Here is a 23,784-nt window from a genome sequence, read left to right as displayed (position 1 = left end):
CTCCAAAGTGAAACTCCAGTATCCACAGCTCGCTTCGGGACGTGATTCGGTTGTCTCAGAGAGCGGGATAAATAAATTGAAACTAGTTCTAGTTTTTCTCTGTAGTGACGTGTACAGTGAATGAAAACAAAGACGTGGTTCATGTCACATGGAAGTTTGCAGCAGCTTCCGGTGATCCGGACACAAGCATGACCTGCGCAACGATGCGCAGCAGAAGACTTGAATCCCTTTTCCCAGGAAGGTTTCCAAATGAGCGTTTTGACCTCTGCCCCCACCCTTATGCCGGCTATGCAGACGGCCAGCCAGGCTCCGTCCATGGTCTCCCGCATGACCATGATCATGGAGGCATTCGAGCCCCAGGATGCGCGCCTGCTTCTGGATGAAATCACGGTTCGCGCCGGGTTGCCGCGGTCAACCACGCACCGCATCCTCGACCAGCTGGTGCAGCTGGGCTGGCTGGAGCACGCCCCGGACGGCTACGGCATGGGATGGCGCTCGCTGAAGTACCGCAACAACGACTCGATCAGCAGCCGAATCCGCGCAGAGGCGGCGCCGTTGCTGCACGATCTGCAGATCCGCACCGGCAAGATCGTGCATCTGGCGGTGCTGGAGGGCGCGAATATCCGCTACCTCGACAAGTTGGGTGGACCGACTGCGGTGACCATTCCCTCCCGCGTGGGCGGCGTCAATCCGGCCCACGGCACCGCATTGGGCAAATCGATGCTGGCGTGGATGGACCCGGAAGACCTGGACGAGATTTTCGCGAGCGGCCTGCCGGGAGTCACCGGCAAGACGTTGACCGACTCGGCCTTGCTGTACTCGGAGCTGGCGCGCATCCGCCGCCGCGGGGGCCTGGCCTATGAAACCGGTGAAAGCTACGAAGGCATCACCTGCGTTGCCTCGGCCATCCGCATTCGCCGCAAACCGGTGGCCGCGCTGTCACTGGTGGGCCGAGGCCGCGATTCCATGGAGCTGGTGGCTCCGCTGGTTCAGCAGGCCGCGCATCGAATCTCCGAGGCGCTCAGTGCCCCGGCTTCGATGACCGCCTGACTGGCATTCGCCAGTCGCTCCGGCGCTCGTTGGCTTACTCTCAAGCCGCCCGGTCATGGCCGCCAAATGCTGTCAGGCATCCAATGGAGGATGCCTGGCAGCATTGCACGTCTTTCGGCATTGCGCGAGGCAATAACGTGATGTTGGGCCTCGACCCGCCGTAGCCTTGAGGAAAAGCAAGGCGACGCTGAAATGAGGTGGCTGCAGTGGCCAAGAAAAAGAAGAAGCCGCAGCGCAAGCAGGGGCATCCGGCGAAAGTCAACGCCAATGTCCTCTCGCTGACCCATGCGAAGGTCAAACGGGGGCTCGACGCGCTGACTCCGGACTACGTGCGATGGTTCGACCAGACCTATCAGGGCGCCGGCGCGGTGGAGATGGACCTGATGGCGGTGCGCGATTCGCTGAGCTTCTACGCGGATCTCGTCGGCTTGGACTCCGTCACGGACTTCGACCCCCAAGCTGTTGTGGCCATTGTCCACGGCTTGGTCGAACGCGAAGAACGCCGCGAGGACCAGGAGCACCTCGGCAGGATCCTTTCCGAAGCCTGGATTTCCTACAGCCTGTTCCTCGAAGAATCCGGGCAATGGAAGCATCACGCCAGAGAGCTGGAGATGCTGCGCGAAGGCCTGCACAGCGCGCAGTTTGCGTTCAACGGGGGACCTGGAATCGGCGGGATCTTCGAGCCGGAGGCCGAGCTGAGCACGGAAGAACGCGAGGCCGTTGCGAAAGCGCAGTTCGATGTCATGCCGGTAGTCGCGCTCGGGCATGCGATGGCCGACTGGGTTGCCAATGCGCCTGAACGCGAGTGGGACTCCAAGAATCCCGAGCCTTTCATCCAATCCGCCGTGCAGGAGCTGGCGGCGTCGATCCCGGAGGGGATCACCGGCGAACGCCGTGAGGTGATCGTGGGATACGTCTTCATGGGGCTGGCCATGGCAGGGGTGCTGAGTCTGGACTTCGGCCAGCCGCAGCTTATCGACAATGCCCAGGGATTCGCCACGGCCGAGGGGGATGTGGGTCTGGGCGCCACCTATCTGCTGGTGCGTTCTGTAATCCAGCTGCTGATCGCGACTCCTGAAGAAGGCGATGAGGAGGCCGACGAAGTGTGGGACCTGACGCTGGGCTGGCTCACCGCGGCTCAGGACGGCGAGCCTCAATTGGTGGCGGGAGATCGATACCCGGACCGCAGCGAGGAGGTCTGGGCGAAGGCCCACGCGCGGATGCGGGAAATGATTGATTTGGGAATCGTTGAATCCGGCGACTTCTACACGGTGCCACCCGTGGTGCAGGCCATTCTGGCGGACCTGGAGGACGAGGAACTGGGTCCCGACGCCGACGAGGAAACACTCTACGGTGACGCTGCAGACTGGGAGGAAGAAGAGCTGTTCCGCCCCGAGCGGACCGAGCCGTATACCGGGCAAGTCCTGCAGCTGAAGCTGGGACTGCGGGATACCAAGCCGCCGATCTGGCGCCGGGTGCTGGTGCCCATGGATCTGCACCTAGGCGACCTGCATGACATCATCCAGGCCGCCTTCAACTGGGACAACAGTCATCTGCACATCTTCCGCACCGGGCTCTACGACGGGACCAGTTACGGGGCGGACATCCCCGAGACGGAAGTCGATGTCGATGAAACCGCTGCCCTGGTGTCGGAAGTCCTCAAGGCCGAGAAGGACAGGCTGGAGTACAGCTATGACTTCGGGGATGACTGGCGGGTGCGCATCGATGTCGAGAAGGTCCTCGACGCGGACGGGGGATTCCTGCCGCGCTGTACCGGAGGCCGGCGCTTCTCGCCGCTGGAGGATTCCGGCGGAACCGAGGGATGGGACGCCAAAATGGAAATTATCCGGGATGCCGGGCATCCGGAGCACGAGGAAGTCCGGGAGTGGCTGGACGACATGTATTTCGAGATCCCGGATCCAGCGGAGTTCACCATTGATTCGGTCAACGAACGGCTGATGGAGGAGTTTTAGGGCGTAGTCCGTCTCTGGAATCTGGCTTTGGACTAGGTGTTTTTGATTCCTGCGGTGGATGCGCGCACCACGAGCTTGGGAGCGAACACGAATTGCTCGCGGACCGCATCCTCGCCGGCGTCGGCTTCACGCAATAGGACGTCCACTGCGGTGCGCCCGATTTCGGCTGCCGGCTGGCTGATCGTGGTGATCGGCACGATGGCCGATTCCGCGAAATCAATATTGTCGTAGCCGATCAGAGCGATGTCTTCGGGAACACGAATCTTTCTGGACATGACAAAGGCCTGCAATAGGCCCATGGCTAGCAGATCATTGGCAGCGAATACAGCGTCAGGTCGAATCCTTGGCTCCATGGCGGCAATGCGCTCGCCGGCAGCTCGACCTTCCATGACGGTCAGTTTTTTGGTGGGGATGTATTCGAGAATCGCCTCGGGGGTTCCTGCAACGATCTCGCGAGCGCCCTCCAGCCGGTGGCGTACTTGTTCGATGCTATCCGGTCCTCCGACGTAGGCGATCCGGCGCCGTCCGAGGCCGACCAGGTGGGATGCGGCCAGACGACCGCCTTCCACATCGTCCACCGACACCGAGGAAAAGCTGCGGTCGCCGCTACCGCGGTCCACTAGGACTACCGGGGTTCCGGAGTTGCGCAATTTCCATAATTTGCCCATGTCTCCGTGCATGGGGGAGATGAGCACGCCGGCCACCCGTTGCTCCTCGAAGAGGTCAAGTAGTTGCTGCTCGGTACTCAATGAATTGTCGCTGGTGCCAGTCAGGACGGTATAGCCGTTCTCCAGTGCCCGGTGTTGGGCACCTTGGGTGACGTCCATGAAGAACGGGTTGCGTGTGTCCAGCACGATGAGTCCGAAACTGCGGCTACGTCCTGCGCGCAGCTGGCGCGCAGCATCGTTGCGGACGAACCCGAGTTTGTCGATAGCTGCCGTAACTCTGGCGACCGTGCGTTCGGAAACGACCTGCGGACGGTTGAGCACGTTGGAGACCGTGCCCACGGAAACCCCCGCCTCGGCGGCGACTTCCTTCACGCTGACTGTCACAGGTGTTCCATTCCGTTGCTTTTCACTGCTCCTTGCGAGTATATCCTCCGCGTGGTTGAAGGTCTCTGGGCATCCTTGATTGAAAGGTTTCAAAATATTGCACAATCACGCGAGGTCTCTCTTGAATAATGCGGTTCAAGTAATCTAAACTCGGTGAAGTCGCATCAATTGAAACGATTCATTTATGGTCTATGGGACTTGGTGTCCTGCGACTGATCAGGCACATTTCAACGAGGAGGGCCGATGGCAATGCGAGTTTGCTTCCAGCTTCAGGTTAAGCAGGATCGTCTGGAGGAGTACGTGCGCCGCCATGCCGCTGTCTGGCCGCAGATGCTGCAAGCCATCAGTGACGCTGGTCGCAGGAATTACTCGCTGTTCCTCCGCGAGGATGGTCTTCTCATCGGCTACTACGAGACCGATGACGACGAGGCGGCCCAAGTGGCACTGGACGCGGATCCTCGGACCGCACAGTGGGAGGCCGAAATGGCCGACTTCTTCGTCTCCCTTGACGGCAGACCTGACCAGAGTGCGCTTCGGCTGGGAGAAGTCTTCAATCTTGAATCCCAGATGGCCGCACTCGTTCCGACTGCGGACTAGCAGTCAGGCCAGAAAAACTTCCCACCTCTATCAACGCACGACAGAACGGAGAGATCCATGGGCGCAAAGTTGAGCCCCGAGATCCTAACCACCCTTGAACGCCTGGCCGTTGAAGTCCCTTCATGGGCCTATGGCAATTCCGGTACGCGCTTCAAGGTCTACGGCACGCCGGGCACCCCGCGCGATCCCTTCGAAAAGATTGCCGACGCTGCCCAGGTGAACCGGCTGACCGGGCTCGCCCCCGCCGTTGCCCTTCATATTCCTTGGGACAAAGTGGAGGACTACTCGATCCTGCGCCGCCATGCCCAGGACCTTGGCGTTGAGCTAGGTACTATCAACTCCAACACCTTCCAAGACGATGATTACAAATTCGGTGCGCTGACCCACGAGGATCCCAAGATCCGCCGCAAGGCGATCGACCACCATCTTGAATGCATCGACGTCATGAACGCCACCGGTTCGCGAGACCTTAAGATCTGGCTGGCCGAAGGTTCCAACTACCCGGGCCAGGCAGACATGCGCGGCCGTCAGGACCGACTTGCCGACTCGTTGTCCGAGATCTACTCCGGTCTGGGTGAGAACCATCGCCTGGTGCTTGAATACAAGTTCTTCGAGCCGTCTTTCTACCACACCGATGTTCCGGACTGGGGTACTTCCTACGCTCAGGTCGCGGAACTGGGGGAGAAAGCCATGGTCTGTCTGGACACCGGCCACCACGCACCGGGCACGAATATCGAGTTCATCGTGATGCAGCTACTGCGTCTTGGCAAGCTGGGATCGTTTGACTTCAACTCGCGATTCTACGCGGACGACGACCTCATCGTTGGTGCGGCCGATCCGTATCAGCTCTTCCGCATCATGGCCGAGGTCCACCGTGGGGGTGGACTCGAAGTGAATACTCCGATCACCTTCATGCTCGACCAGTGCCACAATGTCGAGAACAAGATCCTGGGCCAGATTCGAAGTGTTTTGAACGTGCAGGAAATGACAGCGCGTGCGTTGCTGATCGACAGGGTCGCGCTTACCGAGGCCCAGCTATCCGGTGACGTGTTAAAGGCCAACGAGATCTTCATGAATGCTTTCTACACTGACGTACGAGAAGAACTGGCCCAGTGGCGCACCTCGCGTGGGTTGCCTGCTGACCCGATGGAGGCCTTCCGCGTCTCGGACTACCAATCAACTATTGAAAATGAACGCGCTGGCGGCGTACAGGCAAGCTGGGGAGCATAACGATGACTACCGTTGCAAAGAAGCGCGGCATCACCGGGTGGAAGGCCACCATCGCGGTTGCGATGAGCAACTACATTGAAGCCGGAGCAATCATCGCTTTGGCCACGAGCCTGACGCTGTGGCAAGAGGCGTTTGGTTTCGACGATTCATTAGTCGGCGTCATCGCCGCGGTCTCGGCAAACGCCTTCGGCGCTGCGCTTGGTGCATTGATTGGCGGCCCGCTGTGTGACCGTCTGGGACGCAAGTTCATTTACACCTACGATCTGATTCTGTTCATGATCGGTGCGCTGATGATTACCTTCACTGCTAGCACGGGACTCCTAATCCTTGGCGTAGTGCTGATGGGTATCGCAGTCGGTGCCGGTGTGCCTGCATCGTGGACTTACATCGCGGAGGAAGCTCCGAGTGAGTCGCGGGCCGCCCACGTTGGCACTGCCCAGCTGGCTTGGTCAATTGGCCCAGCCATTGGTTTCGCCCTCGCTATTTTGGTGGAGCCGTGGGGCGTAAACGGCTCCCGCATGATCTTCTTCCATCTGTTCGTCATCGCTGCCGTGACCTGGTGGGTCCGCCGCGGGCTGCCCGAATCGACTCGCTGGAAGGAACAGCGCGAAGCCGAGCTGGCCAGCGGTGTGAAGGTTTCCTTCTTCTCCGGCATGCGCGGTTTGCTGGCCGAGCGCAAGAACTGGGGAGCCTTGCTCTTCCTGCTGGGTGTCTATGGACTGTGGAACACCGTTGCCGGTCAAGCTGGCATCTTCCAGCCGCGGGTTTACGAGGCTGCCGGCGTCGAATCGGCAACCCAGCAGAATCTGCTGCAGGTTCTGGTGTGGGTGCTGACCGCGGCTGCCACCTACTTCGGCTTCATGAAGTATGGCGACAAGATCTCCCGCCGTTGGTTGTACTTCGCCGGCGCCCTGCTGGGCGTCGTGGCCTGGGTCGTGCTGATCTTCGCACCTCCAGGCGCTTTCTCGCTGCTGTTCTATGCGGTGGCTTGGGGCATCTCTGCCGGCATCGGCGCGCAGGCTTTCTACGGACTGTGGACCGCCGAGCTGTTTGCGACGAAGTACCGCGCCAGCGCCCAGGGCGTGCTGTTTATGCTGGCCCGCGTGATGGTCGGCCTGCTCTCGCTGGTATTCCCGGTCCTGCTCACCAGCATGGGTCTGGCCAAGCTGGGCCTGCTGATCATCGGGCTGCTGGTTGCGGCGCTGCTGATCGGCACCATCTGGGCGCCGGAAACCCGCGGAAAGACCCTGGAAGAAATCGAGCTGGCCCGCTACGGGGCCAAGGCCGACGCTTAAACCATTTTCGACATCGAAAGAAAAACGAGCATCATGACTCAAAGCATTGCCTCAACCACCACCAATGCCGCGGCGGATTTGATTGCCAGGTCCAACCGCCTGGGAAGCGACAAGAAGAATACCAACTACGCCGGTGGCAACACCTCGGCGAAAGGCACCGCCACCGACCCGGTCACCGGCGAGGAAATTGAGCTGCTCTGGGTCAAGGGCTCGGGGGGAGACCTGGGCACGCTGACCGAAAATGGCTTGTCCACCCTGCGCCTGGACCGCATGCGCTCGTTGGTCAACGTCTACCCGGGCGTGGAGCGCGAAGACGAAATGGTTGCTGCGTTCGACTACTGCCTGCACGGCAAGGGCGGCGCCGCGCCATCCATCGATACCGCCATGCACGGCTTGGTCAACGCGAACCACGTGGACCACCTGCACCCGGACTCGGGCATTGCGATCGCCACGGCCGCCAACGGCCGCGAACTGACCGCAAAGATCTTCGGCGACAAGGTTGCCTGGGTGGACTGGCGCCGTCCGGGTTTCCAGCTGGGCCTGGACATCGCCGCGATCAAGGATGCCAACCCGCAGGCCGTTGGCTGCATCTTGGGCGGCCACGGCATCACCGCCTGGGGCGAAACGTCCGAGGAATCCGAAGCGAACTCGCTGTGGATCATTGACACCGCCGCCGCGTACATCGAGGAGCATGGGGCCGCCGAGCCTTTCGGGCCGATCGTGGCTGGCTTCGAGGCGCTTCCTGCTGAACAGCGTAATGATCTGGCCGCAGCACTGGCCCCCACCATTCGCGGGCTTGCCAGCACCGACAAGCCGATGGTCGGCCATTTCACCGATGACGAGCGCGTGCTGGACTTCCTCTCGCGTGAGAAGCTTTCGCGGCTGGCTGCCCTGGGCACCAGCTGCCCGGACCACTTCTTGCGCACCAAGGTCAAGCCGATGGTGCTGGATCTGCCGGCAACTGCCAGCGTGGAAGAACAGCTGGATCGGCTGAACGAACTCCACGCCGAATACCGCGCCGACTACCAGGCCTACTATGACGCGCATAAGGACGAGAATTCCCCGGCCATGCGCGGCGCGGATCCGCTGATCGTCCTGGTGCCCGGCGTAGGCATGTTCTCCTACGGTGCGAACAAGCAGACCGCTCGCGTGGCAGGTGAGTTCTACCTCAACGCCATCAACGTGATGCGCGGTGCCGAGGCGCTGGATGCATACACCCCGATCTCCGACGCAGAGAAGTTCCGCATTGAGTACTGGGCTCTGGAAGAGGCCAAGCTGCAGCGAATGCCCAAGCCGAAGTCGCATGCGGGGCGTATTGCGCTGGTCACGGGCGCAGCTTCAGGCATCGGCAAGGCAGTCGCCAAGCGCTTGGCTGCCGAAGGTGCCTGTGTTGTCATTGCCGACCTGGATCTTGCAAAGGCCCAAGCAGCAGCCGCAGAGCTTGGTGATTCGGATGTTGCTGTCGGCGTGGCTGCGAATGTGGCGGACGCCGCTGCGGTCCAGGCCGCCATTGACCAGGCAGTGCTGGCCTTCGGCGGGCTGGACTTGGTGGTCAACAATGCTGGACTTTCGCTGTCAAAGTCCTTGTTGGAAACCACCGAAGCTGACTGGGATCTGCAGCACGACGTGATGGCCAAGGGATCTTTCCTGATCTCGAAGGCAGCAGCCAAGGTGCTCATCGACCAGAAAATGGGAGGCGATATCATTTACATCTCTTCCAAGAACTCGGTCTTTGCCGGCCCGAACAACATTGCCTACTCGGCTACCAAGGCCGACCAGGCGCACCAGGTGCGATTGCTGGCCGTCGAGCTGGGTGAGCACGGTGTACGTGTCAACGGCATCAACCCTGACGGCGTGGTTCGTGGTTCGGGCATCTTCGCCGGGGGCTGGGGTGCCAAGCGCGCCGCGACCTACGGCGTAGCTGAAGAGGACCTCGGCCAGTTCTACGCCAACCGAACCATCCTCAAGCGCGAAGTCGTCCCGGAAAACATTGCAGATGCGGTGTACGTGCTCACCGGGCCGGAGCTGACCCGCACTACCGGCTTGCACATCCCGGTGGACTCCGGCGTTGCGGCGGCGTTCCTGCGATGAACCCCGAGTTTCAGGCACCGGTCGCCGCCATTGACCTGGGCGCTACCAGCGGACGGGTCATGATCGGAGCGTTGGTGGACGGCAAGCTCGAGCTGGAGCTGGTGCACCGCTTTGCCAACGGTCCGGTGCCCTTGGCCTCGCTGGAGGAGGGAGCGCAGGCCGAGGACCTGTCCTGGGACATCGACGAACTGTGGGTGCAGATTCGCCAGGGTTTGACGTTGGCCTTCGCGCGACGACCGGATATCGCCGCTATCGGCGTGGACTCGTGGGCCGTGGACTATGCGCTGCTGGCCGACGGCCAGCGACTGGGGCAGGTGCGCCACTATCGGGACCCGCGTAATGTGCGTGCGGTGCCGGAGCTGGAGAAGCACTTCGAGCGGGCTGAGCTCTTCGAGCGAAACGGTCTGCAGTTCCTGCCCTTTAACACCGTGTACCAGCTGGAGGCGGAGCGTGCACAGTCACGGTTGCGGGATGCGCAGTCAGTGCTTCTCGTTCCTGACTACATCAACTGGCTGCTGACCGGAGCCGCGCGTTGCGAGTGGACTAACGCGTCCACCACCGGACTGCTCAACCAGCGCACCGGCGGTTGGGACGAGCGGCTCGCCTCCCATCTGGGTGTGGACGGCAAGCTGCCTGAGCTGATCCACCCCGGCCACGTGGTCGGGACCCTGCTCCCGCAGCTGGCTGCCGAGCTAGGTGCTGGGTCGGAGGTCAAGGTGGTAGCGGTGGCTTCGCACGACACCGCCAGTGCTGTGGCCGCGACTCCGCTGGCAGGTCCGCGCTCGGCGTACGTGTCGTGCGGAACCTGGGGGCTGGTCGGTGTAGAACTAGATGCTCCGGTACTCAGCCGCGAGGCGCAACATGCTGGCTTTACCAATGAGCTGGGGCTGGACCAGAGCGTTCGATTCCTCAAGAACGTGACTGGGACATTCCTGCTCAGCGAGTCCATCCGGCACTGGAACGAGCAGTCCGCCCAGTCCGGAGAGCCGGAAGCCAACCTTGAAGAGCTGCTGTCCCAAGCCGAGACCCTGCCGGTCCCGGCGGTGCTCATCGACCCGCAGGACGAGAGATTCCTGGCACCGGGACGGATGCCACAGCGCGTCAGCGAAGCTGTGGTTGCTGCAGGAGGGGCGGCACCGTCCACCCGTGCGGAATTGATCCGCGTGATCATCGAGTCCTTAGCATCCAGCTTCGCAACCCAAGCGTTTGCTGCTGCGGCGTTCGGCGGTTTCGAGCCGGAGAACATCCATGTTGTCGGGGGCGGGTCGCAGGGCAGGCTGCTGTGCCAGCGTACCGCGGATCTCGCGGGGGTTCCGGTGGTCGCCGGGCCTGTGGAGTGCACCGCTCTGGGTAACGTGCTGGTTCAACTGCGCACGCTGTCAGGCAGCCAAGTGGACCTGCGGGAAATGGTCCGCGCTTCGGTCAAGTTGGAAACCTACCAGCCTGAAAGGACCCATAGTCTGGCCTAGATCCGTGTGGGCATCTAGGTCTCGGCCGTGAGTCCGGCCGGCAAAGATCCCCTTGCACCTGCTGCAGCGCAGGTCCAAGGGGTTCTTTGGTTTTGGCGTCTACTGCTTGCGCTGGATGAACACCACGGTGTCTTCAAGCGTGGCCGGGTTCCCGTTGGGATCGGTGATCTCGCGTTCGATGACTTCCGCCTGCAGGACGTTCCACCGATCGGAATCCAGCTGCAACGCTTCGAGCTCGGTATCCGGCTGCGGGAAGGCGGGAACCTCGCCATCGAAGGCCGGGGCAAAGGAAGGCCGTGCGGCATGGGACAGCGCCAGCAGATGCCCACCGGGGGCCACCAGCTGCGCGGCCTTGCGCAGGATCTCGGCGCGCGCAAACTCGAACGGCGCCTGGAAGAAGCTCAGCGTCACGAGGTCGAAGGTCTGGGAGGTGCTCCACTCGGACAGGTCCGCGGCGATGAAAGTGGCCTGCGGCTCGGTGAAGCCGTGTTTCGCCGCGTCCTGCCGGGCACGCTCCACCGCGGTCGGGGAGATGTCGACACCGGTGGCCTGCCATCCGCGGGAGGCCATCCACATCACGTCGCCTCCCTCGCCGCTGCCCAGGTCAAGGGAGGTGCCGGGGGCCAGCGGAGCGACCAGTCGCTCGATGACTTGGTTGACCTTGCCCGACCAGACGCGCTCGGAGCCGCCGTAGTGCTTCTCCCAGAACTCGACTCCGCGAAGCTCCTCGGTATCGTGATGGTGGTCCATGCCTGCATTCCCCTTTAGTTCCTAGCCGATGGGTCCTCATCAACGATCCTAGGCGCATGCGGCGGGCCGGGCGAGGCGGTTTGCGCCACCGGCAAAAACCCATACATTGCCTACCGTGCGCTGACCTTTCCGAAGAGCCGGGCAATGGACGCCAGGATCATCGGCCGGCAGGCAGCCCAGGCGGCCGCGGTGGCCAGGATGGCCACGGCAAACAGCCACAGGCCGGTCCAGTTGTCGGCGAACTCGGCTGGATCCGAGGATCCCTGGGCTGCGAACATGTGGTTGAGGTTGCGCAGCGCCCCGGTGGACAGCACCAGCGCCACATGCACCACGATGAACAGCGCGAAGTAGAGCATGGTGGGGAAGTGCAGCGCGCGGGCCACTTCGATCGGATAGCGCTTGGTCAGCGCCGTCGCGTTCTTGGGCCAGAAGGCACTGAGGCGGAATCCGGTGGCGGCCGCCAGCGGCGCGGCGATGAATACCGTCGCGAAGTAGGCCAGCTGCTGCAACGCGTTGTAGTTCACCCAGCCGTTCTCCGTGGGCCAGTCCAGCGTCATGTACTGCAGCGCGGCGGAGATGGCGTGGGGAAAAACTTCCCAGGAGGTCGGGATGATTCTCATCCAGTGCCCGGAAGCGAACAACAGGACCACGAACACCAGGCCATTGACCAGCCAGAGCAGGTCCAGGCTCTGGTGCAGCCACAGGTTGATGCTCACCTTGGGGCTGCGTTTCGAGGACCAATAGGCAGGCGGTTTGCGCTGATGCCGGACCTGCAACCCTGTACGGATGATCAAGACCATCAGGAACAGGTTGAAGAAGTGGTTCCAGGCAAGCCATCCCGGGATTCCCACGGGTGCCGACTCGGGCAGGTGGTATTCGCCCGGGTAGCGGGCGATGAAGCTGGAGATCGCGTCGAACCCGACGAACCAACGGGCCAGCAGGACGACCGCGGTGGCCATGCCCAGTGCGCAGAAGGCGCCGAGCACCCCGGCCAGCACCCACTGCCTGGTGGTCAGCGGGCCGTGGCGCTTCGGTTCGGACTTCTTGGGTGCCACCGCGGCAGGCCTTGCTGGGGCAGTTGCCGGGGCGAGTGGCTTGCGCGGCTGTGGTGCCGCAGTCGGCTTGGCCGGAGCGGGCTCGGCAACCGAGGCCGCCACCACAGCGGGCTGTGCCGGCTTTGCCTTGGGTTCGGGTGCTTCGGGCTGCGGCGCAGGTGCCGATGGCGTGGCAGCAGCAGGTTTGGTCTGCGCGGCCGGCGCCGCGGATTCCTGCTCGGCTGGGACTGCAGGTTGTATGGGCGAAGTGCTCTTAGCGACGGAAGCCGCTGGAGCCGCGTGGGCCGGGGCGGCCGATGCCGGTGGCCATGGCTGGCCCCCGGGGACCCGGGGCAGCCCGCGGCGCAGATTCCCTGCCGAAGCGGTTTCAGCGGCCTGATCGGTGGATGCCTGGACAGCAGGGGCTGGGGTCGCGGTCGCGACTGTTCCGACCGATGGGATGGCCTCCGGGTCCGCGGCGGGCGCGGCTTGTGCCGGCAGTGCAGCAGCTTCAACCGTACCGGCAGACGCGATGGAAGTTCCGGCCGGGGGCCAGGGCTCTGCTCCCGGCACTCGCGGCAGACCGCGGCGCAGGGCGCCTCCAACGGCCGGTGCTGGAACAGTGGGAACCAACGGTGCGGCCGGGACAGCTGGCTCCACCGGTGTCGGCGACGCGGGGGCCTGCGCCACGGGATTATCGACAGCATCGGCGCAAGCCGGTGGTTGCGCAGTGTCGAGCTGGCTGGAATTGCCCGGAAGGTCTTCAGAGACCGCGGCCGGGAAGCCGGCGGGCGGCCATGGTTCGCCGCCGGGGATGCGCGGCAGCCCCTGGCGCAGCGTACGGGTCGGGGTGCTCATGGCTACCGGCCCTTCGCGGCTTCCAGCGCGGCAATCAGCTGCGGAACCACCGTGAACACGTCGCCGACCACGCCGAAGTCCGCGATGTCGAAGATCGGGGCATCGGCGTCCTTGTTGATGGCCACGATGGTTTTGGCGGTCTGCATGCCGGCCTTGTGCTGGATGGCTCCGGAGATGCCCAGCGCCACATACAGCTGCGGGGACACCGAGACGCCGGTCTGGCCCACCTGAGCCGCATGGGGAACAAAACCCGCATCCACCGCGGCGCGCGATGCGCCGACGGCGGCCCCCAACGCATCGGCCAGCTGCTCGACCAGTGCGAACTGCTCCGCATTGCCCAGGCCGCGGCCGCCCGAGACCACGCGGTCGGCCGAGCGCAGTTCCGGACGCGATGAGGTCGACTCGACGGTTTTAAGGTCCGTGACCTCGACGTCCGGCTTGCCGCTGGCGGCAACCTCCAGCTCGGAGGACAGTTCCGGCTGGGCCTCGGCCCGGGCTTCGATGCTGCCCACCCGTACGGTGATCACCGGGGCGCCGAAGGTTGGGGCGCTGGTGGTGGAGAAGGCTCCGCCGTAGATCGCATGGGACGCGAGGACACCTTGCTCATCCCGGGAAACCCCCACGGCGTCGACGCTCAGCGAGGACCGTGCGCGCACGGCGAAGCGGGCCGCGATTTCGCGGCTGGTGTCGGTATGCCCGGCCAGCACCGCCTGCGGCTGGACCAGCGCGGCGGCGGCCTGCAGCGCATCCACCAGCTGCACGGTCGGCCGGCCCTCCAGCGGCACCGTCAGCACCCGGCTGGCGCCGGAGGCGCTGGCCTGCGCGGCCAGCGTTGGCAAGGCATCCGCCGGCCCGGCGACCAGCGCCACGGGGGTGCCCACGGATGCCGCGGCGCCCAGCAGCTCTGCGTGGTTCTTGGCCAAAGCGGGGCCCGGCGCGGTTTCCAGAAGAACGAGAATCGAATCGGTGGCAAAAGTTGTCATGGGTGTTCTCCAATCACGCCAGGTTGTTCTTGACCAGGAAGTCTGCCAGCGCGTTGCCGGCCTCGCCGTCATCGGTGATGACGGTGCCCGCCGTGCGCGGCGGCTTCTGCGCTACCGAGAGCATGATGGTCCGGGCGGTGTCCGCGGGCAGCGGGTCGACACCCAGGTCTGCCAGGCCCAGCACCTCGATCGGCTTCTTCTTGGCGGCCATGATCCCCTTGAAGTTCGGGAAGCGGGCATCGGGCAGGGACTCGGTAATGGAGACGATGGCTGGAAGGGGCACGCGGATCTGCGCTGCGGCGCCGTCGAATTCGCGGGATCCCTCCACGGCTTCCGGGCCGATCCGGATTTCCGATAGCCCGGTGGCCGCCGGCAGGTCCAGCAGCTCGGCCAGCATGGCAGGCAGCACCCCGGCGGCCCCGTCGGTGGACATGTTGCCGGTCAGGATCAGGTCGTAGCCCCCGCGTCGCAGCGCGGCGGCCAGGGTGTCGGCGGTCAGCAGCAGATCCGCGCCGAGCAGCTGCTCGTCGCTGATATGGACGGCGGACGCAGCTCCCATGGCCAACCCCTTGCGCAGGGTTGCCTGGGCGGAATCCGGCCCCATGGTCAGTACGGTGATCTCGGTTCCCGGGGTCCCGTCGGCGTACTTGAGCGCGACTTCCAAGGTGCGCTCGCCGATTTCGTCGAGAACTGCCTCGGACGCCGCCCTGTCCGCCAATCCGGTGTCCAGATTCAGCAGCCGGTCCGCCCCCGTGTCGGGGACTTCCTTGATCAGAACAGCGATCTTCATCAATCTCTCCTTGCATCAGCGCCGTGTGCCGCCCGGTGGCCGCGGGCCCGTCTCCACCTGAGCGGGAAAGACCACGCACCACCTGAAGCATGTGTTGTAGAACACAATACTGACTAATGCCCGAAATTGTCGGATCCAGGGGTGCTGCGTCATGCGAGTTCAGGGCAAAACATGAGGTGAAGATGGTGATGCCCGCACCCCGGCAGTGTCGGCCTGCCGCTGTGCGCGGATCGCTTCAAGGCCGCGGAAAGCGAGTCGCGTCATCCAACTGGCTATGTCGCGCGAAGCACTGGTTGCGAATATTTCGGTCCGGCCCGTGAGCGCGTGACCCCAGCAGGGTCCTTCGCCCGTGAGCGCAGAGTGCGTCCGGGGGCTGGGGCGGTTCCCCGGATGGGGTTCTAGCCTAGTCCTGCGGCTGGTAGCCCATGCGCGCGCTGATCTGCTTGGCGGTGCGCACGGTCTGGGTGCACAGCTGGTCCAGCTCCTCCGAGGAGACCCGGTAGTACGGGGCGGCGATCATGGCGGCCGCCACGACGTCGCCGCGGTGGTCGAAGACCGGGGCGGCGACGCTGACCTCGTCGCGGGAGGTCTCGCCGTAGTTGATGGAGTAGCCGCGGCGCCTGACGGCTTCCAACCGCGGGAGGTAGTCTTCGGCGGCCATGACCTGGGGCAGCTGGATCTTCCCCGCGTCGATCAGGGCACGCACGGTGTCGGTGGGCTGATGGGCCAGGAACATCTGCACCGACGCGCTCAGCCCGGTGCGGTAGCGGCTTCCCAGTACGGAGGTGTGTTTCACGAGTCTGGCGGAGGGCAGCTGTTCCACCGAGACGGATTCGCTGCCGTCCCAGATGCTCAGGATGGCGCTCTCCTCGGTGGAGTCGCGCAGCTCCTGCAGCAACGGGTAGGCGACCTGCCGGACATCCAGGTTGGCCAGCAGCGGGCCGGCAATGGCGATCAGCGCCAGGCCCAGCCTGTACTTGCGGGTCTGGTCGTCGCGCTCGACGATGCGTTCCTGCTCCAGGGTGGCCAGGATGCGCGAGACGCTGGACTTGTGCAGCCCCACCTCGGCGGCGATGTCCGTGACGCCCAGGACCGGGCGTTCCACGCTGAAGCAGCGCAGCACGTCGATGACGTTGACGATCACCGAGGCGCCGCGCGACTCGCCGGGCTGGTCGACGCGGGCGTTCTGTCGCTCGTCGTGTTCTACCGCTGTCATCTGAACTCCTTGGATTATTTCGTCCTTTAAAAGATACTAGCCGGGCGGCAGGTGCGCCCGGCTAGCTTGGGTTGTTTCAGCTCAGCGGCTTGCGGCTGGTTTCCACAGAGCAGGCCACCGCGACCAGGGAGATCACCGCGGCGCCCATCAGGTACCAGCCCGGGGCCAGCAGGTTGCCGGAGGTGGCAATGAGCAGGGTGGCCACGAACGGTGCGGTTCCACCGAACAGGGCGTTGGACAGGTTGAAGGAGACGGCGAATCCGGAGTAGCGGACCTTGGTCGGGAACATCTCGGCCAGGAAGCTGGGCAGAGTTCCGTCGTTCAGCGTCAGCATCGCGCCGAGCAGGATCTGCACCAGCACGATGACCAGGAAATTGCCGGTCTCCAGCAGCATGAAGGCCGGGACGATGAACACGATGAACAGGACCGACGCGGAGATCAGCACGCGCTTGCGGCCGAACTTGTCGGAGAGCATGCCGGTCAGGAAGATGAATCCGATATAGGTGGCCAGTGCCACGGTGGTGGCCAGGTACGAGCGGGTCGCATCCAGTCCCAGCTCCTCGGAGAGGTAGGTCGGCATGTAGGAGAGGATCACGTAGAAGCCCACGGCGTTCAGCAGCACCGCACCGGCCGCTTGGAGCAGCTGGCGCCAGTGGTTGCGGAACAGGTCGCGCACCGGGGAGCTGTCCTGCGACGGTTCCTCGGAGGCTTCGAGGAACGCCGGTGAATCCTCGAGCTTGGTCCGGATGTAGCGGCCGATCAGGCCCATCGGGGCGGCCAGCAGGAACGGGATGCGCCAGCCCCAGCTTTCCATCTGGTCGGCGCTCAGCGCCCCGGTGAGCACCGCAGCCATCAGCGAACCGAGCAGGAGCCCGGTGGCGGTGCTGGCGGGGACTACCGCGGCGTACAGGCCGCGCTTGTCGGCTGGAGCGTATTCCACCAGGAACGCCGAGGCCCCGGCGTATTCTCCGGCGGCAGAGAAGCCCTGCACCAGGCGCAGCGCCAGCAGCATCAGCGGCGCGGCCACGCCGATGGCGGCATAGCCCGGAAGCAACGCGATGCAGAAGGTGGCGCCGGTCATCAGCAGGATCGACCAGGACAGCGCGGTGCGGCGACCGATGCGGTCGCCCAGGTGGCCCCAGATGAAACCACCCAGCGGGCGTACCAGGAACGAGATGGCGAAGACGCCGAAGGTCATCATCAGGGCAAGCTGGCGGTCTTCGCTCGGGAAGAAGACCGCGGAAATGGTGACGGCCAGGTATCCGTAGGCCGCGTAGTCGAACCATTCGACGAAGTTTCCGATGAAGCTGGCCGCGACGACCTTGCGGCGAACACCTGGGTCGATCTGCGCCGTGCCTGCGCCGGGTGCTGCCGGAAGCAGCCGGGTCTGCGAGCCTTGGGACTGGTCATGCTCGGTCATGGTCCACCGCCGTCGGTTGGAGGGAATTCGGATAGTTGCAATCAATGCAACCGTGTTGCTTAATGCTAGATGTGCCCCAGTTCACAGTCAAGGGGCTCGGGGAAAGTTTTCAGCCGGCCCTCGGTGGAACCGCCGCACGGGGCTCCGGGGGTGGCGCTGAATTGGGGTTCAAGCACAACGGCAGGTGCACGTCGCGATTGCCTCATGCGACGTGCACCTGCCGAAGTTGCGGTTCGATTGAGGGCGCTCAGTCCAGGGGTTTGCGGCTGGTTTCCACCGAGCAAGCCACTGCGATCAGTGAGATCACTGCCGCGCCCATCAGGTACCAACCCGGAGCCAGCAGGTTCCCGGAGGTGGCGATGAGCAGGGTCGCGACAAAGGGCGCGGTCCCGCCGAATAGCGCATTGGACAGGTTGAAGGATACGGCGAATCCGGAGTAGCGGACCTTGGTGGGGAACATTTCAGCCAGATAGCTCGGCAAGGTTCCGTCGTTCAGGGTCAGCATCGCGCCAAGCAGAATTTGCACCAGGACGATGACCAGGAAATTCCCGGTGTTCAGGAGCATGAATGCGGGAACCGTTGCGATGACGAACGCGATGGACGCGCTGATCAGCACGCGCTTGCGCCCGAACCTGTCCGAAAGCATGCCAGTGAGGAAAATGAAGCCGATATAGGTCACCAGCGCCACGGTGGTGGCCACATAGGAGGAGGTTGCATCCAGGCCGAGTTCCTGGGACAGGTATGTGGGCATGTAGGAAAGGATCACGTAGAAACCGACAGCGTTCAGCAATACCGCGCCCGCGGCCAGCAGTAGGCGACGCCAGTGGTCGCGGAAGAGGGACTTGACCGGTGCCTTGATGACTTCGTCTTCCTGGGAGAGCTCGCGGAAGACCGGCGAATCCTCCAGTTTGGTGCGGATGTAGCGGCCGATCAGGCCCATTGGCGCGGCCAGCAGGAACGGGATGCGCCAGCCCCAGGACTGCATGTCCTCGGCGGTTAGCAGGCCCGTGAGCAGCGCCGCCATGAGCGAACCCAGCAGCAGGCCGGTGGCGGTGCTGGCCGGCACGACGGCCGCGTACAGGCCTCGCTTGTTGGCCGGGGCGTATTCCACCAGGAAGGCCGAAGCGCCGGCGTATTCGCCAGAAGCGGAAAAGCCCTGGACCAGACGCAGAAGCAGCAGCAATAGAGGAGCCGCGAGGCCGATGGTGGCGTAGCCGGGAAGCAGGGCGATGCAGAAGGTCGCGCCCGACATGAGCAGGATGGACCAGGAAAGCGCTTCGCGTCGGCCGATCTTGTCTCCGATGTGCCCCCAGACGAAGCCGCCCAGCGGGCGGACCAGGAAGGAAATTGCGAAGAGGGCGAAGGTCAGCAGCAGTGCGGTTTCCGGTGCGGATTCGGGGAAGAACACCACCGAGATGGTGACAGCCAGGTATCCGTAGGCCGCGTAGTCGAACCACTCGACGAAGTTGCCGATGAAGCTGGCTGCTACGACCTTGCGACGGGTTGCCGAGCCGACCCCTTCGGGGTTCGGCCGGTTCTGGCCGCTGAGTGTTGGCCCCAAATCGATTTTGGGAGCAATCCCGTTTCCTGATGATGAGTTTTCGTTCGTCATTGGATGTACCACCATGTTTGTTTTGCGCCGCAGCGGCTGCGGCGTGGAGGTGTCTAATAAACGGATGGCGCAAGTTCATCGCCATTGAGTGTTCGCGGGTTGAGTTGCCGCGGTGAAATCCCTGGCGGGCGGCGTGGGCGGCCCTGCAACGGTGCGGCCTGGCTGGCCGCTGGCATTCTCGGCAGGCTGGGGGCCTGCAATGCCCTGTGGATACTGAAAAGCTATTTTCTTCGGAGCGGAGTCTGCTCCGCTGCGGTTCAAGATGAAAGCGGCGAAAGCCGCGTTCGGGGCCCGGGCGAGCGCAGGAATCGCTCATCCGGGCCCCGGGGCGGATCGGCCTAGGCGTCGATGATGTTGTTTTCCGGACCGAAGCCGAACTTGGTGATGTTCTCAACGGTGTTGTCCTCGTTGATCACCAGGATGTCGTGCTCGCGGTAGCCGCCGGCGCCCGGCTCGCCGTCCATGACGGTGATCATCGGCTCCATGGAGACGACCATGCCCGGCTCCAGCACGGTATCGATGTCCTCGCGCAGCTCAAGACCTGCTTCGCGGCCGTAGTAGTGCGACAGGACGCCGAAGGAGTGGCCGTAGCCGAAGGTGCGGTTCGGCAGCAGGCCGTGGGCGATGTAGATTTCGTTCAGCTCCGCGGCGATGTCCTTGCAGACCGCACCCGGCTTGATCAGTTCCAGGCCGCGCTTGTGGACCTCGACGTTGACGTTCCACAGTTCCAGGCTGCGGGCATCCGGCTCGCCGAGGAACAAGGTGCGCTCCAGGGCAGTGTAGTAGCCCGAGGTCATCGGGAAGCAGTTCAGCGACAGGATGTCCCCGCGCTGCAGCTTGCGGGTGGTGGCCCAGTTGTGGGCGCCGTCGGTGTTGATTCCGGACTGGAACCAGACCCAGGTGTCGCGCACTTCGCGGTGCGGGAAGGTCTTGGCGATCTCGTGCACCATGGCTTCGGTGCCGATCAGCGCGACCTCGTACTCGGAGATGCCCTCGCGGATCGCCGCCTTGATGGCCTCGCCGCCCAGGTCTCCGATGCGGGCGCCGTGCTTGATGACCTCGATTTCCTCGGCGGACTTGATCATGCGCTGGCGCATGGCGTCCTGCGAGACGTCGAGCAGGGTGGCGCCGGAGAAGGCGTCCTGGATCCTCTGGCGGGTCAGGCCAGGCAGGAAGTCGTCCTCGACGCCGATGCGCGAGGCCTTCACGCCGTCGCGCTTCAGGGCTTCCTGCAGGCCGTAGTAGAAGTTATCGCGCTTCCAGTCGGTGTACACGATGTTCTCGCCGTAGCTGGTGCGCCATGGCATGCCGGCGTCGATGTTCGCGGTGACGGTGGTTGAGTTCTTTGCGGTGACCACCAGCGCGTAGTTGCGGCCGAAGGTCGTGTAGAGGAAGTCCGAGTAGTACTTGATGCCGTGGTAGCTGGTCAGGATGACCGCGTCCAGGGACTTCGCTGCCATGATCTGGCGCAGTCCGGCCAAGCGGCGCTCGAACTCCGCATCCGAGAAGGTCAGCTGCTCCTTGACGCCGTTGTGCAGGGTCTTCAGGCGGGCCAGCTCGGAGACGTTGGTGGCGATGTTCGAGGAAGTGGTCATTGCTTGACTCCTTTTGGAAGTAATTTGGGGTGTTTGGAAAACCGGGAACAATCGAGTTGCGTTGATTGCAACGCTGTTGCACCCAGAGTATTTGTGTTTCAGGTCACTGTCAAGTGGTTGGCTGAAGAATCTTTTTTGCGCAGGTCAGCTTCGGTTTTGGCGCAAGAGTTGAGTGCCTGGCGCCATCCATCCGGGGTGGGAATCTGGGAATGAAGCAGCGGCCGGAATATCTAGGATTCCTCGGCGCCGTCGGTGATTTTTTTGCTGATCGCGCCAGCGCCGCTCGGATCGGGCACGAAAAGCAGCGACGGGTCGGGGTTGTTGATGTCCTTCTCCAGCTGCTTGATCGCCCTGTCGCGCTTGAGAAGCCTGCGGATCAGGTTCACGATCATCAGCAGGATCACGAAGGAGAACGGGAACGCACCGATGATCGTGCCGGTCTGGACCGTGTCCACCACGGCGGTGCCGCCCAGCGTCAGCAGTACGGTGGCAACGGTCGCAATGCTCACCACGAGCACCACTCGGAAGACCGGCCCGGACTTGTTCGGCGCGGAGACGAATTCGCTCAGTGCGTAGATTCCCGAATCCAGGGATGTCACGTAGTACGTGGCCACCAGGATCGTGGAGACCACCAGCAGGATGGCGCCGACGAACGGGATGTGGTCGAGCATCGCGAACAGGCCGGCCGAAGTGTCCGTGGCGACCGCGTCGCTGATACCGCGATTATTCTGGTCGTCGTAGTAGATCGCGGCCGAACCAATCACGCCGATCCAGATCATGACGATCAAGGTCGGGATGACGGTCACGCCGATGACGAATTCGCGGATGGTGCGGCCGCGGGAAATGCGCGCGATGAATCCGGCGACGAACGGTGAGAAGGCGATGACCCAGCACCAGATGAAGACCGTCCACCAGCCGTTCCAGCTGTCCTGCCAGGAATCCAGCGGTTGCGCGGTGATCCCGGCATCGGTCCACAGGCTCATGTTCACGAAATTCGCCATGAAGCCGCCGAAGGTCTGCGACAACGTGGAGATGATGTACAAGGTCGGTCCGAAAACGAAGACGGCGCCGACCAGCACGATGCTGAGGATCGAGTTCAGGCTGGAGATCCGCGCCATGCCCTTGTTGATTCCCACGATGGCCGAGATGGCGGTAATGCCCGTGAACACCGCGATGACCATCATCCACATCATCGGGGAAGCCTCGATGCCGAGGAGCGAGGTGAGCCCCGAGCTGAACTGCATCGTGGCGAAGCCGAAGGATGTCGCCAGACCGAGCACGGTGGCGATGATCGCCAGCAGCTCCACGACCACGCCGGCCCCGCGCTGGGACCATTTCGGCAGGATGTCGACCGTCGCCTCGCGGAAGGTCAGGGTCTTGCCGAGGTTGTGGTGGGAATACGCCAGGCAGACTGCGACAACACAGTACATGGCCCAGGCCGTCAAGCCCCAGTGGAAGTAGCTCCAGATGATCCCGCCCTCCGATGCGCCGTCGGGGCCGGCGGGAATTACCGGGTTCTCGTCGCGCAGCATAATCGGTTCGGCCACGGACCAGAAGATCAGGCCAATGCCCTGGCCGCAGGCGAAGAGCATGGAGTACCAGGCGAACTTGCTGTGCTGCGGCTTGGCCTTGGGCCCGCCGAGGCGGATTTTTCCCACCTTGCTGGAAGCCAGCCAGATGCACACCGCCAGCGCGAACACGGAATACAGGATGAACAGCCAGGTGAATTTCCCGGTTACGAAGGTGCGCAGGTCCGAGATGACCGCCGAAGCGCCAACGGGGTTTGCCAGCACCCAGATGATCACCGCCACGATGAGAATCGGCGGGATGACCCGGATCAGCAGCCGGTCCAGCGGAGGGATGTGCCGGCCCATGAAGCGCGGCAGTTCCACCGGCGGGTTCGCGGAGTTTTCCGTGCGTGCCGGCACGCGGTCGGTGGCCATGCTATTCCACCTCGACCATCTGGACCGCGAGATTGAGTTCCGTGCTCAATGCGGTTCCCACGGCGGCGGTCACTGCATCGAGCAGCAGCTGGCCGCGGGCGGCGGTGGCATTTTTCGCGCTGGACAGGCATCCGCTGTCCGGGGTTCGCGCGGGGTCTTCGGGGAACACGTCATAGGAGGTGAGCACCGCCGGGGGATGGTCCACCACGCGATCCATCTGCACCAGCTCCGGATGGAGCAACAGCATCAGCGACGTTTCCAGCACGCCCCCGTGCTCGATATCCCAGCCCAGGAACCCCTCGGGGAACACCTGCTCCAGGGTCTGCTCGTCGACGAAGTCCCAGTAGGACATCAGCACCGCGCGTGAGGTTGATCCGGCGTGCAGTGCGCCGGACACCGCCTTGTCCAGGCCCTCGTAGAGGAACTGGTAGTTCTCGAAATGGCCGTTGAGCACCACGACGTTCTTGAATCCCTGGGCCAAGAAGGATGCGGCGACCTCCTCGATCTGTCCAATCAGGGTGCCGGCGCCCAGGCTGGTGGTGCCCATCCGGTGGTTTCCACCGCCGGAGCGTGGCTGGGACTTGTATCCGTAGCTGAAAACGGGGGCAACCAGCGCTCCGATGCGCTGGGCCACCGCTCCGGCGATGGCCTTGGACAGCATGGCATCCACGCCCAGCGGCATGTGCGGGCCGTGCTGTTCGGTGGCTCCGGTCGGGATGATGACCGTGGAATCCATGCGCGATACATAGGACGCGTAACTCTGGGCGTCGATTTCCTCGAGGAAAACAGAAGGCAACGTTCTCTCCTTGGCTAGCGGGTGGTGGGG

General features: G+C 63.6%; 18 protein-coding genes. 7 read left to right on the top strand and 11 right to left on the bottom strand.

Annotated elements, in window-relative coordinates; genetic code table 11:
• Positions 1-249: 249 nt before the first annotated feature.
• On the top strand, positions 250-1,050 hold the full coding sequence (locus JQN66_RS16620; protein ID WP_204676006.1) for an IclR family transcriptional regulator: 801 nt from the start codon (positions 250-252) through the stop codon (positions 1,048-1,050).
• Between the two features lie 206 nt (positions 1,051-1,256).
• Complete coding sequence (locus tag JQN66_RS16615; protein ID WP_204676005.1) at positions 1,257-3,023, top strand: plasmid pRiA4b ORF-3 family protein; 1,767 nt, start codon at positions 1,257-1,259, stop codon at positions 3,021-3,023.
• A 32-nt stretch (positions 3,024-3,055) separates the two neighbouring features.
• Here the strand turns inward: JQN66_RS16615 and JQN66_RS16610 are convergent, their stop codons facing one another.
• Positions 3,056-4,075, bottom strand: coding sequence for a LacI family DNA-binding transcriptional regulator (locus tag JQN66_RS16610; RefSeq protein ID WP_204676004.1), 1,020 nt, complete (start codon positions 4,073-4,075; stop codon positions 3,056-3,058).
• Between the two features lie 249 nt (positions 4,076-4,324).
• On the opposite strand from JQN66_RS16610, the gene JQN66_RS16605 reads away from it, so the two are divergent.
• From JQN66_RS16605 to JQN66_RS16585, 5 genes are read left to right on the top strand one after another with little or no spacing between them, the layout of a single operon-like run.
• On the top strand, positions 4,325-4,672 hold the full coding sequence (locus JQN66_RS16605) for an L-rhamnose mutarotase (RefSeq protein WP_204677667.1): 348 nt from the start codon (positions 4,325-4,327) through the stop codon (positions 4,670-4,672).
• Positions 4,673-4,729: 57 nt separating this feature from the next.
• Entirely contained in the window at positions 4,730-5,902 is a 1,173-nt protein-coding gene (rhaI, locus tag JQN66_RS16600; RefSeq protein WP_204676003.1) for an L-rhamnose isomerase, read from the top strand.
• Positions 5,903-5,904: 2 nt separating this feature from the next.
• Positions 5,905-7,197 (top strand): MFS transporter, encoded by a 1,293-nt coding sequence (locus JQN66_RS16595; RefSeq protein ID WP_204676002.1) that lies wholly within the window; start codon positions 5,905-5,907, stop codon positions 7,195-7,197.
• Positions 7,198-7,230: 33 nt separating this feature from the next.
• Positions 7,231-9,288: a bifunctional aldolase/short-chain dehydrogenase gene (locus JQN66_RS16590; protein WP_204676001.1), complete on the top strand. Its 2,058-nt coding sequence runs from the start codon at positions 7,231-7,233 to the stop codon at positions 9,286-9,288.
• Entirely contained in the window at positions 9,285-10,757 is a 1,473-nt protein-coding gene (locus JQN66_RS16585) for a rhamnulokinase (RefSeq protein WP_204676000.1), read from the top strand. The genes JQN66_RS16590 and JQN66_RS16585 overlap by 4 nt, the downstream gene beginning before the upstream one ends.
• A gap of 99 nt (positions 10,758-10,856) precedes the next feature.
• On the opposite strand, the gene JQN66_RS16580 is transcribed toward JQN66_RS16585, so the two are convergent.
• From JQN66_RS16580 to JQN66_RS16535, 10 genes are all read right to left on the bottom strand, one after another.
• Positions 10,857-11,507: a class I SAM-dependent methyltransferase gene (locus JQN66_RS16580; RefSeq protein ID WP_188948068.1), complete on the bottom strand. Its 651-nt coding sequence runs from the start codon at positions 11,505-11,507 to the stop codon at positions 10,857-10,859.
• Between the two features lie 110 nt (positions 11,508-11,617).
• Positions 11,618-13,399, bottom strand: coding sequence for a cytochrome b/b6 domain-containing protein (locus tag JQN66_RS16575; RefSeq protein ID WP_204675999.1), 1,782 nt, complete (start codon positions 13,397-13,399; stop codon positions 11,618-11,620).
• 2 nt (positions 13,400-13,401) lie between these two features.
• Positions 13,402-14,382: an electron transfer flavoprotein subunit alpha/FixB family protein gene (locus tag JQN66_RS16570; RefSeq protein ID WP_188948070.1), complete on the bottom strand. Its 981-nt coding sequence runs from the start codon at positions 14,380-14,382 to the stop codon at positions 13,402-13,404.
• A 13-nt stretch (positions 14,383-14,395) separates the two neighbouring features.
• Positions 14,396-15,172 carry an electron transfer flavoprotein subunit beta/FixA family protein gene (locus tag JQN66_RS16565; RefSeq protein ID WP_204675998.1) on the bottom strand — a complete coding sequence of 259 codons (777 nt, stop codon included), beginning with the start codon at positions 15,170-15,172 and terminating at the stop codon, positions 14,396-14,398.
• 403 nt (positions 15,173-15,575) lie between these two features.
• Complete coding sequence (locus tag JQN66_RS16560) at positions 15,576-16,388, bottom strand: IclR family transcriptional regulator (protein WP_204675997.1); 813 nt, start codon at positions 16,386-16,388, stop codon at positions 15,576-15,578.
• Positions 16,389-16,464: 76 nt separating this feature from the next.
• Positions 16,465-17,808: an MFS transporter gene (locus JQN66_RS16555; protein WP_204675996.1), complete on the bottom strand. Its 1,344-nt coding sequence runs from the start codon at positions 17,806-17,808 to the stop codon at positions 16,465-16,467.
• Between the two features lie 247 nt (positions 17,809-18,055).
• Positions 18,056-19,420 (bottom strand): MFS transporter, encoded by a 1,365-nt coding sequence (locus JQN66_RS16550; RefSeq protein WP_204675995.1) that lies wholly within the window; start codon positions 19,418-19,420, stop codon positions 18,056-18,058.
• A 338-nt stretch (positions 19,421-19,758) separates the two neighbouring features.
• Entirely contained in the window at positions 19,759-21,015 is a 1,257-nt protein-coding gene (locus JQN66_RS16545; RefSeq protein WP_204675994.1) for an aminopeptidase P family protein, read from the bottom strand.
• 230 nt (positions 21,016-21,245) lie between these two features.
• Positions 21,246-22,958 (bottom strand): BCCT family transporter, encoded by a 1,713-nt coding sequence (locus tag JQN66_RS16540; protein ID WP_204675993.1) that lies wholly within the window; start codon positions 22,956-22,958, stop codon positions 21,246-21,248.
• Between the two features lies 1 nt (position 22,959).
• Positions 22,960-23,754, bottom strand: coding sequence for a creatininase (locus tag JQN66_RS16535; RefSeq protein WP_204675992.1), 795 nt, complete (start codon positions 23,752-23,754; stop codon positions 22,960-22,962).
• Positions 23,755-23,784: the final 30 nt, after the last annotated feature.

This window comes from Glutamicibacter protophormiae, assembly GCF_016894325.1.
Lineage (GTDB): Bacteria > Actinomycetota > Actinomycetes > Actinomycetales > Micrococcaceae > Glutamicibacter > Glutamicibacter protophormiae.
The sequence above is the reverse complement of the archived record's forward strand: the minus strand, read 5'-3'. Positions and strand labels throughout refer to the sequence as shown.